Here is a 12,738-nt window from a genome sequence, read left to right as displayed (position 1 = left end):
CTGTCAGGCGGCGTCGGGCACGATGACCGGCTTGATGCAGTCGTCGAGCTTGGCAGAGAAGATGTGATAGCCCTCGGCAATGTTTTCCAGCGGAATACGATGGGTGACAATGTCATTGGGCTTGAGGTAACCGTTCTGAACGTGCGAGAACAGTCGGGGCCACTGCCGTTTCACCGGGCACTGGTTCATGCGCATGGTCAGGCCCTTGTTCAAGGCGTCGCCGAACTTGACCGCGGAGAACATCGGCCCGTAGGCACCCACCACCGAGATCGTCCCGCCCTTACGCACGGAATCGATCGCCCAGTTCAGCGCTACCGGTGAGCCGCCCTGCATCTTCAGCTTGGCAGCGGTCACATGTTGCAGCAGATTCCCGTCGGCCTCGGCGCCCACCGCGTCGATCGCGACGTCGGCCCCGAGATAGCCGGTGGTCTTCTTCATCTCCACGACGATGTCGTCGTACTCGGCGAAGTTGCGGGTCTCGGCATGCGCGAACGCGCGGGCCTTTCGCAGCCGGTACTCGAGGTGGTCGATCACGATCACCCTGCCGGCGCCCATCAACCAGGCGGATTTCGCGGCGTACAGCCCGACCGGTCCGGCACCGAACACCACCACGACGTCGCCCTCGACGATGTCGCCGAGTTGCGCGCCGAAGTAGCCGGTGGCCAACGCGTCGGTGCACATCAGCGCGTCCTCGTCGGACATCCAGTCCGGGATGAGCGCCGGCCCGACGTCAGCGAACGGTACTCGGACGAACTCCGCCTGACCGCCGTCATATCCGCCGCAGGTGTGCGAGTAACCGTAGATTCCGCCGACGGCGGTCGCGTTCGGATTGACGTTGTGGCAGTTGGAGTACAGCCCACGGGCGCAGAAGTAGCAGGAGCCGCAGAAGATGTTGAACGGCATCATGACCCGGTCGCCCGGCTTGAGGTTCTGCACCGAGGGGCCGACCTGATCGACGACACCGATGAACTCGTGGCCGAAGGTCATTCCGACCCGGGTGTCGGGCATCATGCCGTGGTACAGGTGCAGGTCCGAACCGCAGATCGCCGCGAGCGTCACCCTTACGATCGCGTCGTTCGGATGCTCGATCGGCGGAACGTCTTTTTCCTCCACACGCACCTTGTACGGGCCGCGGTAAACCATCGCCTTCACGGCGCGCCTCCTAGAGTCGGGATGGGTTCGCTTTACCCAGGGGCGGGCGTGCGAAACCACCTCGGCTCGACGAAGGGCGCTACCGCGTCGGCGTCAGCACATCCGTACCGACGAAGGGCGTCAATGCTTCCGGGACCCGGACGCTACCGTCGGGCTGCTGATGGTTCTCCAGGATCGCCACCAGCCAGCGCGTCGTCGCGAACGTGCCGTTGAGCGTGGCCGCGGTCTGCGGGCGTCCGTTCTCGTCGCGGTACCGCACCGCCAACCGGCGCGCCTGAAAGGTCGTGCAGTTCGACGTCGAGGTCAGCTCGCGGTAGGTCTGCTGGGTGGGAACCCAAGCCTCACAATCGAACTTGCGTGCGGCCGACGACCCGAGGTCACCCGCTGCGATGTCGATGATGCGGTACGGCACCTCGATCTCGGCCAACATCTGGCGCTGCCAGCCCAGCAGCCGGTCGTGCTCGGCCTCGGCGTCCTCGGGCTTGCAGTAGACGAAGCCCTCGACCTTGTCGAACTGGTGCACGCGGATGATGCCGCGGGTGTCCTTACCGTGGCTGCCCGCTTCGCGGCGAAAGCACGACGACCAGCCCGCGTAGCGCAACGGTCCGCCGGACAGGTCGACGATCTCGTCGGCGTGGTATCCGGCCAGCGGCACCTCGGAGGTGCCGACGAGGTACAGGTCGTCGGCCTCGATGCGGTAGACCTCCTCGCTGTGCGCGCCGAGGAAACCGGTGCCGGCCATGATCTCCGGGCGCACCAGCACCGGCGGGATCATCAGCCGGAAGCCGTTCTCGGTGGCCAGCCTGACCGCCAACTGGAGCAGCCCGAGTTGCAGCAGGGCGCCCGCCCCGGTGAGGAAGTAGAACCGCGCCCCGGCCACCTTGGCGCCGCGTTCGAGGTCGATCAGCCCCAGTGACTCACCGAGTTCGACGTGATCCTTGGGGTTCTCGAGGTGCGGCGGTTCGCCGACGGTGTCGAGCACCACGAAGTCGTCCTCGCCGCCGGCGGGTACGCCGTCGATGATGACGTTGGAGAGGGCCAGGTGGGCCTCGGTGAACGCGCGGACGGCTTCGGCCTGCTCGGCCTCGGCGGCCTTGACCTTTTCGGCGAGTAGCCGGGCCTGCTCGAGCAGTGCCGACCGCTGTTCGGGCTCGGCCTTGCCCACCTTCTTGCTCGCGATCTTCTGTTCGGCACGCAGATTGTCGGCCGTCGACACTGCGGCCCTGCGGGCGGCGTCGGATTCGAGTAGCGCGTCGACGAGTCGCGGGTCTTCGCCGCGAGCGCGTTGCGAGGCACGGACCACATCCGGGTTTTCGCGCAGCAACTTGAGGTCGATCACGCCGCAACCCTACTGGTCGATGCGCCAGGCCAGCACAACCGCATAACTTTACAACTGCATCACTTGTCACAGCACCTGACACGCCTGTCACAATGGAGCAGATGTTGGACGCACCCGGTCGGCCAATCGGCGCGGAAGAACGCGACGATCTGCAGCAAGGCGACACACAGGCACCGGAGCGTTCGGCGTGGTGGACAACTCTGCATGCCACGTCGACGCGCCGCGCGCTTGTGCTGACGGCTCTGGGCGGGCTGCTGATCGCCGGCCTGATCACCGCACTTCCGCAGACCGAGGGTGCCAGCGGGCTGACCGCCAGCACGATCTCTCTCGGCCCCCGCGGAAATGCGACGTTCGAGCACGCCAAGGCGGGCGACTGCCTCAATTGGCCGGACCGTACCCCCGACGCCGCCGAGATCGTCGACTGCAAAGAGGAGCATCGGTTCGAGATCGCCGAGTCGGTGGACATGCGCACCTTCCCCGGCAGCGAGTACGCGCCGGAGGCGGCGCCGCCGTCGAGCGCCCGCATCCAGCAGATCAGCCAGGAGCAGTGCTCGACGGCCGTGGCGCATTACCTGGGTCCGCACTTCGACCCGAACAGCCGCTTCACCGTGAGCATGTTGTGGTCGGGCGACAAGGCGTGGCGCCAGTCCGGTGAGCGCCGCATGCTGTGCGGCCTGCAGTTACCCGGGCCCAACAACCAGCAGATGCCGTTCGCCGGCAGGGTAGCCGAGATCGACCAGTCCAAGGTGTGGCCCGCAGGCACCTGCTTGGGGATCAACCCCACCACCAACCAGCCCACCGATATCCCGGTCGACTGTGCAGCGCCGCACGCGATGGAGGTCACCGGCGCGGTGAACGTCGGCGAGAGGTTCCCCGGGGCGCTGCCGCCGGAGCCCGAGCAGGACAGTTTCATCAAGGACGCCTGCACCCGGATGACGGACGCCTACCTGGCGCCGATCGAGCTGCGCAGCACCACGCTGACGCTGATCTACAGCACCGTTTCGCTGCCGAGCTGGTCGGCCGGCAGCCGTCAGGTGTCGTGCAGCATCGGCGCGACCCTCGGCAACGGCGGTTGGTCGACGCTGCTCAACAGCGCCAAGGGCCCGCTGCTGATCAACGGTCAGCCGCCGGTGCCGCCGCCGGACATTCCCGAAGAGCGGTTGAACTTCCCGCCGATCCCGATCACCGACGACGACTCGAGCAGCGGCTCGTCGCAGACCAGCAGCGGACAGACCTCCAACAGCAGCAGCTCCAGTGACAGCGGCCAACAGTCGTCATCGCACGGGCCGGCGCAGTCCCCGAATGCCAACGAGACGGAGGCGCCGGCCGGCCCCGAGCCCGCTCCTGGCAACACGTTCCTCAACGCCCCGCCGCCACCGCCGGGCGCGCCGCCGCCACCGCCGCCGGGTGCACCGCTGCTCCCACCACCACCCGCGCCCGCGCCGCCTCCCCCGGCACCCGCGTTTGCGCCGCCCCCGCCGGCTCCGGCTCCGGCGCCGCCGGGACCGTAGCCCCGTGGCCGTGCGGATCAGCCCGCAACGGTTCGACGAGCTGGTCTCCGAGGCGCTCGACCTGATACCGCCGAAGCTCGCCGACGCGCTGGATAACGTCGCCGTGCTGGTCGAGGACCGCAACGACGAGGAGCCCGGCCTGCTCGGCCTGTACCAGGGTGTCGCCCTGACCGAACGCGATTCGTGGTACGCGGGCTCGCTGCCGGACACGATCACGATCTACCGCGGGTCACTGCTGGAGGCCTGCGACAGCGAGCAAGAGCTCGTCGACGAGGTGGCGATCACCGTGATCCACGAGATCGCCCACCATTTCGGCATCGACGACGAGCGCCTGCACGAACTCGGCTGGGCATAGCGGATTCGGCAACAGCGAATGACGCACCGCGCGGCAACCACGCGTTGTCCGCCACGGGTGCTATCAAAGGGTCATGACGGAGTGCCGAAACTGTGTGGCGGGCCTCGAGCACTGCCATGGCACCGTCGTCCACCACGCGATGTACCGGCCGGAGTGCACGGAGCCCGACTGCACGAGCCCGGAAGTCGTGCACACGTTCGTGGTCGACTGCGAGGCGATCGGCTGCACGTGCGCCGTCTCGCTGTCAGCCCATCGGGTCGGCTGACCGCAAGGCGTCCTCGACCGGGTTGACGTCGGGCTCGGGGTAGAACGGCGGTGTCATCGAGCCCCACTGCACGCAGCTCCACCTACCGTCGGTGATCGGCGCCAGCACGACGGCCTCGGTGTTGCTGAGGTGATGGTCGAGCGCGAAGCTGCTCTCGACGCCGGCCAATACCGACGACACCAGCCGGATCGCCGCGCCGTGGCTGACCACCACGATGTCGCCGTGCCAGGCGTCGTCGTCGAGGTGCCGCATCCGCAACTGGGTGATGGCCGGCACATACCGGTCCAGCACCTCGCTACCGGTCTCCCCATCGGGCATCGGTGCGTCGAGGTTGCCCTCATGCCACTGCTGGTAGACGGTCTCGAACGTGGCGATCGCTTCGTCGTCGCTGCGGTTCTCCAACTCGCCCACCTGGACCTCGTGGATGCCGCCGACTTCCAGGGCTGCTAACCGCATGGCACCCGCGATCTCTTCGGCGGTCTGGCGTGCCCGGTGCGCCACCGAATGCGCCAGAATCGCGGGCGGCGCCGCCAGGCGGCTGGCAAAGGAGCGCGCCTGGTTGCGGCCGAGATCGGTCAACTCCGCGCCGGGGGGCCGGGTGTCGAGGCGACGATGGACGTTGGCCAGTGACTGTCCGTGGCGCACCAGCACCAGCCGTCCGCTCACGGCTTACCTTCCCTGAGCCGCGCCAACCAGCGGGAGGCTTCGTCGAGTTCGGGAGGCGTCGCTCCGACGGCCGCTCCGGTCGGCCAGGACCCGAGGAATCGCACTTCCGAACAACGACGGTGCAGCGCCTTGAGCGCCTCGGCGACCGCATCGTCGTCGATGTGGCCGACCCAGTCCAGAAAGAAGATGTAGGTGCCCAATCCCGTTCGGGTGGGCCGTGATTCGATCCGGGTCAAGTCGATGTCACGGACCGCGAGCTCCGTCAGCGCCGCCACCAGCGCGCCGGGTACGTTGTCCAGTCGCAACACCACCGAGGTCCGGTCGGCGCCGGTACGGCCCGGCGGCGGAGCGGGCGGTCCGGCCAACACGAACCTGGTGCGCGCATTGGGTTCGTCGACGATGTCGGACGCCAGCGCCGTGAGCCCGTAACGCTTCGTGGCCAGGGCGGTGCTCACCCCAGCGTCGGCGCGGCCCTCGGCGACGTCGCCCGCGGCCGCTGCGTTGGAGTTGGCGGGCACTGTTCGCGCCGACGGCAGGTGCTCGGCCAGCCAGTTCCGCACCTGGGCGGCCGCCACGGGAAACGCCGCGACCGTCGCCACGTCGCCGGCATGGGTACCGCCACGCACCGCGATCGTGAACGACACGTCGAGCGTGAGCTCGGCGAAAATCTGCAGTGGCGTGCCGGTGGCCAGGCCGTCCAGGGTCGGCAGCACCGACCCTTCGATCGAGTTCTCGATCGGCACGCAGGCGTAGTCGGCGTCGCCGCCGCGAACCGCGGCCAACGCGCCGGTGGTGCTCTCGGCGGGGACTGGGATCACCTCGTCCGCCCCCACCCCGTGGGGCAGCATTCCGCCGTCGGACATCTTGAGCAGCGCCGCCTCGGTGAAGGTTCCCTGAGGTCCGAGATACGCGATGCGTGGCACGGTCCAACAGTATCGGGACTGTCGGGCCGCCCGCGGTAATGCCGTTCCGCTGCACGAAAGCCTTGCGGGATTCCCTAGCGTCCAGTTAAGTTAGGCTCACCTTATTTTATGGGAGGCGGAATGGCGACGACGATCACGGCACCGACGACGGCCGAGCGGATCCGCAGCGCATGCGCCAAGGCGGGCGGCGCGATGCTCGCGGTGGAGGGCTGTGAGAACGGGCAGCCCACCGAGGCTCCCGTGCACCATTTGCTTGGCGACGGTTCGTTCGCGATCACCGTCCCACTCGACAGCGCCGCGGCGGCCAAGGCCGTCAGCTCCGGGACCGGCGGCGTGCAGGCGGTGCTGGAGATGACCGACTACGCCCCGCTCCCGCTGCGTGAACCGGTGCGATCGCTCGTGTGGATCCGGGGGCGCCTGCACGGCGTAGCCGCAGGCGAGGTGCCGGCGCTGCTCGACCTGATCGCTTCAGAGGACCCCAACCCGGCCCTGCTGCAAGTGAATTCCGCGTCGTCCGACGGCGACCGCGGCCACACGCTCCTGCGCCTGGAGATCGACTCGGTGGTCGTGGCGGATTCCACCGGCGCCGAAGCCGTCGGGGTGAGCACGCTGCTCGGCGCACGGCCGGATCCGTTCTGCGCGATGGAGTCGTGTTGGCTGCAGCACATGGAGTCGGCGCACCGCGAGGTCGTCGAGCGGCTGGCCAGTCGGCTGCCGATGTCGTTGCGGCACGGCCGTGTTCGGCCCTTGGGGTTGGACCGATACGGCGTGCAGCTCCGGGTGGAGACAGACGAAGGCGATCACGACGTGCGGCTACCGTTCTACAAGCCGGTCGACGACGTCACCGGGCTCAGCCAGGCGATCCGGGTGTTGATGGGTTGCCCGTTCCTGAACGGGCTGCGCGCACGAAAGCTGTGACGTCGCTACCGTAGCTCCGGTGACCGGCGTCCCCGACGAGCTGACCGACCCCCGACGACGCCGGACCTTGCGTATCGAGATCACCGTCATGCTGGCGGTGACGTTCGGCCTCTCCGCTTACAGCGCGCTGCTGAACCTGATCGAGGCCGTGTTGCTCGGTCTCTCCGGTCAGGTCGTGGCGCTCAATCCGCGCCGCTCACCGTTCGATCTCATCGATCTCGGGCTCAATCTCGTCTGGGTCTTTCAACTGTCGGCGTGGGGCGCGCTCGCCGCATACCTGTTGTGGCGCAGCGGAATCGCACCCAAGTCAATCGGCCTGGGCCGACCGCGGTGGCGGCCCGACCTGCTCGGCGGGGTCGGCCTGGCCGCGCTCATCGGCCTGCCCGGGCTGGCCCTGTATCAGATCGCCCGCATCCTCGGGATGAACGCCGACGTCGAGCCCGCCGAGCTCTACGACACCTGGTGGCGGATACCGGTCCTGTTGCTGACGGCGCTCGCGAACGGCTGGGCCGAGGAGATGATCGTCATCGGGTACTTGGTCACCCGGCTGCGACAACTGCGGGTGAGCCCGGTGACCGCGGTCGTGGCCTCGAGTGCGCTCCGCGGTCTCTACCACCTGTATCAGGGCTTCGGGGCGGGGTTGGGAAACCTGGCGATGGGACTGGTGTTCGGCTACGTCTACCTGCGCACCGGTCGGCTGTGGCCGCTGATCATCGCACATGCGTTGATCGACGCCGTGGCGTTCGTCGGCTATGCCCTGGCCGCAGGTCACCTGGGCTGGTTGCGGTGAACACGCCGCTGCGCGACGTAGATTTCTTTAGGTGACCGACAACCGGCAGCCGCCCCGCGGTTTCGAGCCTCCGCCGAGGGCGCGCCGGGAGCCGTCGCAGGTCATCCGTCGCGATGCCGACTACCGGCCGCCCGCGGCGCCTCCGCCGCGCATGCCGCCCCCGCAACCGCCGCCCCCACCACGGATGCCGCCACCGCGGATGCCACCACCACGGATGCCACCACCACGCAGGCGGCCGCCGCCACCGCCGCCCCCACAGGGCGCCCGGCCCCCTGGCCCGCCGAAGCCGAAACCCCCGCGCCGCAAACGATATTGGGGGCGGCTGCTGCTAGCCGTGCTGTTGGTCGCGGTCGTGGCCGCGGTGGCCGGTGGCCTCTGGCTGGACTCGTCGCTACAGCGCATCCCCGCGCTGCCCGACTACCCGGACCGTCCCGCGGCCGGTGCGGGTACCACCTGGCTGCTCGTCGGGTCGGACAGTCGGCAGAGCCTGACGCCAGAACAACAGGCGCAGTTGGCCACCGGGGGAGACCTCGGCGACGGCCGCACCGACACGATCTTGCTGTTGCACATCCCGGGCATCGGCTCGAGCGCGCGGACCACGATGATCTCGATTCCTCGCGACTCCTACGTGTCGATCCCCGGGTACGGCAGCGACAAGATCAACGCGGCGTTCTCGATGGGCGGCGCCCCGCTGCTCGCCCAGACGGTCGAGCAGGCCACGGGGCTCCGGATAGACCACTACGCCGAGATCGGGTTCGGCGGGTTCGCGACCATGGTCGATGCCGTCGGTGGAGTCACGATGTGTCCCGCGGAGCCGATCAGCGACCCGCTGGCCGGAATCGACCTGCCCGCCGGCTGCCAGAAACTCGACGGTCGCAGCGCGCTGGGGTTCGTCCGCACCAGGGCCACCCCGCGCGCCGACCTGGACCGCATGCACCACCAACAGGAGTTCATGTCCGCGCTGCTGCATCGCGCCACCAGCCCCGCGGTGCTGGCCAACCCGCTGCGCTGGTATCCCATGGCGCGTGCCGCCGCCCGTACCGTGGCCGTCGACGACGGTGATCATGTCTGGGACCTCGCCCGGCTGGCCTGGGCCATGCACGGTGATGTCCTCACCGCCACCGTGCCCATCGGCGAGTTCACCAGCGGTGGCTCCGGCGCCGTCGTGGTGTGGGACGAGGCCCTCGCGAGCCAGATGTTCGAGGCGCTGCGCACCGACGCGCCGGTCCCTCAGGAGGTTCTCGACGCCCAGCCGTGAGCAACGGCGTCGACCCGGCGCACAACTCGTTCGGCACTTCGCGAACTAGTCGCGCCCGGCGCCGGCCAACCCGTTCTGCAGCCAGTCCTTGGTGCGGCCTGGGTGGTTGGTCCCGACCCACGCCACACCGAGATCGCGGCAGTACTGCACGTCCTCGAAGTGATCGACGGTCCAGCAGTACATCGCGCGGCCTTGAGCGGCCGCGCGGTCCACCAACTCGGGATGTTCGCGCAGCGTCGCGATCGACGGCCCGACCGCGGTGGCCCCGACGGTCGTGGCCGCGCTGCCGCCCAGGTACCGCGACGTCTCGCCGAGCAGCACCGTCGGCAACATCGGGGCCGCACGCCGGACTCGCCACACTGCGGCCGCCGAGAACGACATCACCACCGCGCGCGACAGGTCCGCCGATGCGGGTGCGGCGATCCCGAACCGGTGCAGCACGGCCAGCACCTTGCTCTCCACCAGCGCACCGAACCGGACTGGGTGCTTGGTCTCGATGAACAGTTTGACCGGACGATTCCAGTCCAGCACGAGCGTGATCAGGTCATCGAGGGTCAGCAGGCCCGTATCGCCTTGTCTGGCAGCGTCGTTCCGGCTCGGGTGCCACGCGCCGTAGTCCAGCTCGCGGAGTTGCGCAAGCGTCATCTCACTGACGAGTCCCGTTCCGTTCGACGTGCGGTCGACCTTGCGGTCGTGCACACACACCAGATGGCCGTCGCGGGTCAGCCGCACGTCACATTCGACAGCGTCGGCACCCTCCTGCAGCGCCAACTCGTACGCCCCGAGCGTGTGCTCTGGACGGTGAGCCGACGCGCCGCGGTGCGCCACCACGAACGGATGGCCGGCTTCGGCATCGCCAGTCATACGGCCTATGCTGCCGGGTTCTGGCCATGAGACTCAACCGAAACGCCGGATTCCGGTCGGTTGTCGGCCGTCGGCTGGTAATCCGGGACGATCACCCAGCGCTTGCTCGGCCGCTCGACCGGGTGCCGCTCGAAGCCGAGGACGACCTTCGTGGCGAGCAGCAGGGACGCGAGCGCCAGCAGATAGGCGACCGTCGTGGTCATCGTGTTGTCGGCGATGCCCTGGGCATCTCGGGTGAAGCTCGTCGCGATCGACCAGATCGACACCGCGTAGCTGGCCACCCACACAAGCCACCAGACCACGATCGGACGACGCAGCCAACTGAGCCGCTCCTCGACCGTCGCCAACTCCAGGACGAACACCGGCGCCCAGAACAGGTTGACGAAGGGAAGCAGACAACCGACCTGCAGGAGCCAGCCGGGCCGGGGGTCGGTCGTGCCACGATAGGAGTACGCGGCGGCCCGCCGAGCGATCAGCCAGTTGGCCAGCACGACCAGGCTGGCCACCACCATGACCGCGGCGACTACGCTGAGCGCGACGCCGAACCATGTTGCTCCAGCGGCTATCCACGGGTTCAGCAACACCGAGCGGTTGATGATCAGCAGCACGTAGCGGACCAGATGGATCAGCGCCGCGGCGCCCAACACCGACATCGCCAGCAGCAGGGTGCCATGGACCATGGCGGCCGACGGTCCTCGTCGCGGTGCCTCCTGCTGCTGGTCGGCCGCGGCGACCTGGTCCATCAGGCCCCACCGCGGGATTGCCGCGTAACGAGGCGTCGGACCGAGCACGCGTCGCGGGCGCCGCGGCATGGGCGGAGCGCCAGGGCGCACCGCAATCCAGCGATAGCCGGGGGGCAGCGGCGTCGCGGACCTCATGGGGGCGCTCGGGCGCGCGCTCCACTGGGTGTTCGCGCCGTCCGGCGCCGACGGCGCCATCAAGGTGCCGTTGCAGCGTGGACACCAGCTCCGGCGGCGGTCGCGCACATTCCACCGCGTTCCGCACTGGGCACACACCTGAATCATTTCGCTCCTCGCGCGGGCAGGTCCATTTCGCTTTTCACCAGGGAGCCGGCCACTCGACCAGCGTAGCGACGCCCGGTAGGACCAGATCCGCGCCACCGTCCTCGGTGATCACGGGCGGACCAGCTCCAGTTCGCGCGAACACGTCGAGCAGATCGTCCCGGGCCTGCGCGAACGCTGCGTCGTGCACGCGCCAATGCTGACATGCCGCAGGCCGGTTCGTGCCGCCAGCAATTCCGACCTATCCACAGATTCCACAGGTCCATCCACAGGCGACCAACCTCGGGAAACCCGGCATGATCCGCTGAATCTGGATATCTCCTGAAGATTGCTGTGGATAAGCCCCTAGGAATCGGGCGTGCCCATCCACAGCCCCGCTCGCCGGTGAGCGAAATTCCTAGCAGTACTAACCGCGACCGGGCCCCGCGCGCCCGTCGCGACGGCTTCCCCGACCATCCGGGGCGCCGGGATTTCTTCCCTAGGACAACAGAGGTTATGATCGGCGTCACAGTTCGATGTTGTGACAGATCTCACCGCGGGGGGACGCCAAACGTGCAGGTCAGGAGGGGTTTATGACGTCTTCGATGGGTTCGGGTTCGGCGATGCCGCCCACGGAGTGGCAGGCGTCGGCGAATGCGCCCTATACCCGCACCCAGTTGATGGCGTTTCTGCGGGCCGGTGCGATCGCGCTGGTGCTGCTGGCCGTGCTGGCCGTGATCGTCCTGTTCTGACAGCGCCGCCCGCTCTCGCGGCAAAAAAGGAGCCGCCGGTCGATGACTCGGCGGCTCTTTGGCGTACGGGCTCTCAGGCGGGCGGGTAGACACCCATCTGCTTGCCCTTGTCGGTCTGCCAGAAGATGTCGGCGATCTCGTCGATGGTCTTGAGCAGTTTCTCGGCGACGGCGGCGTCGAGTGACTTCTTGACCTCACCGGCGCCGTGCACACCGTCCCAGAACAGCTGATGCAGGTTGGGGAACTGCTCGAAGTGATCCTTGGCGAAGAAGTCGGCCCACAGCACCATCAGGTGATGCTTCACCTCCTCGGCCTGACGCTCCTTGATGATGATGCAGCGCGTGCGGAAATGCTCGTCGTCGGAGTCGTGATACTTCTGGATCGTCTTCAAACAGGAGAGCGCTTCGATCTTGGCCTGCGCGGGGTCATAGACGCCGCAGTAGAGATCACAATGGGCATGGGCGGGGGTCGCGTTGGTGAACAGTCGATGCAGCATGTGTCTTAACTTACCCTTTGCGGGTGGCCCGCAACCAGACACCGCGACGCCGGTTGCGACTGTTCCGGGTGATCGACGACTCGATGCGTCCCACGGTCTGTCCTGGCGATGGGCTATTGGCCCTGCGGGGCGGACGCATTCGGCGCGGCCAGCTACGGGTCTTCCAGGATCCGCGGCGTTCGACACGGTGGCTCGTCAAGCGGGTCGGCGACGTCTACGGCGCGGGACGCGACGTCATCTTCGAAGCCCGCTCGGACAATCCGAGGGCCACCGGCGCTGCCGACTCGCACGACTTCGGCTGGATTTCGGCGGCCGGGTCGTATCGCGTGGTGTGGACCTCGCGAGCGAAAAGCCGCGGTTAGCAGTCGTGTCCACTTGCGTGCCAGCAGAGTTCTACCGCATTCTGAGCGAACCGACCCACTGGGGTGTCGGACATCGCCGGCTCCTG

General features: G+C 68.1%; 16 protein-coding genes. 8 read left to right on the top strand and 8 right to left on the bottom strand.

The genetic code is table 11. The features are described from left to right. Positions 1 to 3 precede the first annotated feature (3 nt). Both QGN32_RS12705 and serS read right to left on the bottom strand, forming a co-directional pair. Positions 4 to 1,152 (bottom strand): zinc-dependent alcohol dehydrogenase, encoded by a 1,149-nt coding sequence (locus QGN32_RS12705; RefSeq protein ID WP_326544756.1) that lies wholly within the window; start codon positions 1,150 to 1,152, stop codon positions 4 to 6. Between the two features lie 79 nt (positions 1,153 to 1,231). Continuing rightward, entirely contained in the window at positions 1,232 to 2,491 is a 1,260-nt protein-coding gene (gene serS, locus QGN32_RS12700; RefSeq protein ID WP_326544755.1) for a serine--tRNA ligase, read from the bottom strand. Between the two features lie 92 nt (positions 2,492 to 2,583). Here serS and QGN32_RS12695 point away from each other — a divergent pair, with 92 nt between their 5' ends. From QGN32_RS12695 to QGN32_RS12685, 3 genes are all read left to right on the top strand, one after another. After that, the gene (locus QGN32_RS12695) at positions 2,584 to 4,002 is read left to right on the top strand and encodes a septum formation family protein (protein ID WP_326544754.1); all 1,419 of its coding nucleotides are present in this window, start codon (positions 2,584 to 2,586) and stop codon (positions 4,000 to 4,002) included. 4 nt (positions 4,003 to 4,006) lie between these two features. After that, positions 4,007 to 4,357 carry a metallopeptidase family protein gene (locus QGN32_RS12690; RefSeq protein ID WP_326544753.1) on the top strand — a complete coding sequence of 117 codons (351 nt, stop codon included), beginning with the start codon at positions 4,007 to 4,009 and terminating at the stop codon, positions 4,355 to 4,357. A 73-nt stretch (positions 4,358 to 4,430) separates the two neighbouring features. Beyond that, a complete protein-coding gene (locus tag QGN32_RS12685) occupies positions 4,431 to 4,622 on the top strand; it encodes a hypothetical protein (protein ID WP_326544752.1) in 192 nt (63 codons plus the stop codon). Here QGN32_RS12685 and QGN32_RS12680 read toward each other — a convergent pair. Continuing rightward, complete coding sequence (locus QGN32_RS12680; protein WP_326544751.1) at positions 4,602 to 5,288, bottom strand: histidine phosphatase family protein; 687 nt, start codon at positions 5,286 to 5,288, stop codon at positions 4,602 to 4,604. The genes QGN32_RS12685 and QGN32_RS12680 overlap by 21 nt on opposite strands. Next, positions 5,285 to 6,211, bottom strand: coding sequence for a prephenate dehydratase (gene pheA, locus QGN32_RS12675; protein ID WP_326544750.1), 927 nt, complete (start codon positions 6,209 to 6,211; stop codon positions 5,285 to 5,287). The genes QGN32_RS12680 and pheA overlap by 4 nt, the downstream gene beginning before the upstream one ends. Positions 6,212 to 6,331: 120 nt before the next feature. On the opposite strand from pheA, the gene QGN32_RS12670 reads away from it, so the two are divergent. The 3 genes from QGN32_RS12670 (at position 6,332) to QGN32_RS12660 (ending at position 9,177) form a co-directional block, all read left to right on the top strand. After that, positions 6,332 to 7,129 carry a DUF2470 domain-containing protein gene (locus QGN32_RS12670; protein WP_326544749.1) on the top strand — a complete coding sequence of 266 codons (798 nt, stop codon included), beginning with the start codon at positions 6,332 to 6,334 and terminating at the stop codon, positions 7,127 to 7,129. 19 nt (positions 7,130 to 7,148) lie between these two features. Next, the gene (locus tag QGN32_RS12665) at positions 7,149 to 7,919 is read left to right on the top strand and encodes a CPBP family intramembrane glutamic endopeptidase (RefSeq protein ID WP_326544748.1); all 771 of its coding nucleotides are present in this window, start codon (positions 7,149 to 7,151) and stop codon (positions 7,917 to 7,919) included. 151 nt (positions 7,920 to 8,070) lie between these two features. Next, a complete protein-coding gene (locus QGN32_RS12660) occupies positions 8,071 to 9,177 on the top strand; it encodes an LCP family protein (RefSeq protein ID WP_442791838.1) in 1,107 nt (368 codons plus the stop codon). Between the two features lie 45 nt (positions 9,178 to 9,222). On the opposite strand, the gene QGN32_RS12655 is transcribed toward QGN32_RS12660, so the two are convergent. The 3 genes from QGN32_RS12655 to QGN32_RS12645 are packed head-to-tail and all read right to left on the bottom strand — an operon-like array spanning position 9,223 to position 11,253. Next, positions 9,223 to 10,041: a glycerophosphodiester phosphodiesterase gene (locus tag QGN32_RS12655; RefSeq protein WP_326544747.1), complete on the bottom strand. Its 819-nt coding sequence runs from the start codon at positions 10,039 to 10,041 to the stop codon at positions 9,223 to 9,225. Between the two features lie 5 nt (positions 10,042 to 10,046). Next, positions 10,047 to 11,066 (bottom strand): DUF4328 domain-containing protein, encoded by a 1,020-nt coding sequence (locus tag QGN32_RS12650; protein WP_326544746.1) that lies wholly within the window; start codon positions 11,064 to 11,066, stop codon positions 10,047 to 10,049. A gap of 34 nt (positions 11,067 to 11,100) precedes the next feature. Then, on the bottom strand, positions 11,101 to 11,253 hold the full coding sequence (locus QGN32_RS12645; protein ID WP_326544745.1) for a hypothetical protein: 153 nt from the start codon (positions 11,251 to 11,253) through the stop codon (positions 11,101 to 11,103). A gap of 382 nt (positions 11,254 to 11,635) precedes the next feature. Between QGN32_RS12645 and QGN32_RS12640 the strand changes: the two genes are divergently transcribed. After that, the gene (locus tag QGN32_RS12640) at positions 11,636 to 11,794 is read left to right on the top strand and encodes a hypothetical protein (protein ID WP_326544744.1); all 159 of its coding nucleotides are present in this window, start codon (positions 11,636 to 11,638) and stop codon (positions 11,792 to 11,794) included. Positions 11,795 to 11,867: 73 nt separating this feature from the next. On the opposite strand, the gene sodN is transcribed toward QGN32_RS12640, so the two are convergent. Then, on the bottom strand, positions 11,868 to 12,290 hold the full coding sequence (sodN, locus tag QGN32_RS12635) for a superoxide dismutase, Ni (protein ID WP_326544743.1): 423 nt from the start codon (positions 12,288 to 12,290) through the stop codon (positions 11,868 to 11,870). Between the two features lie 83 nt (positions 12,291 to 12,373). Between sodN and QGN32_RS12630 the strand changes: the two genes are divergently transcribed. Then, positions 12,374 to 12,652: a S24/S26 family peptidase gene (locus QGN32_RS12630; protein ID WP_326549046.1), complete on the top strand. Its 279-nt coding sequence runs from the start codon at positions 12,374 to 12,376 to the stop codon at positions 12,650 to 12,652. Positions 12,653 to 12,738: the final 86 nt, after the last annotated feature.

The sequence above is a fragment of the Mycolicibacterium sp. ND9-15 genome (assembly GCF_035918395.1).
GTDB lineage: Bacteria > Actinomycetota > Actinomycetes > Mycobacteriales > Mycobacteriaceae > Mycobacterium.
The sequence above is the reverse complement of the archived record's forward strand: the minus strand, read 5'-3'. Positions and strand labels throughout refer to the sequence as shown.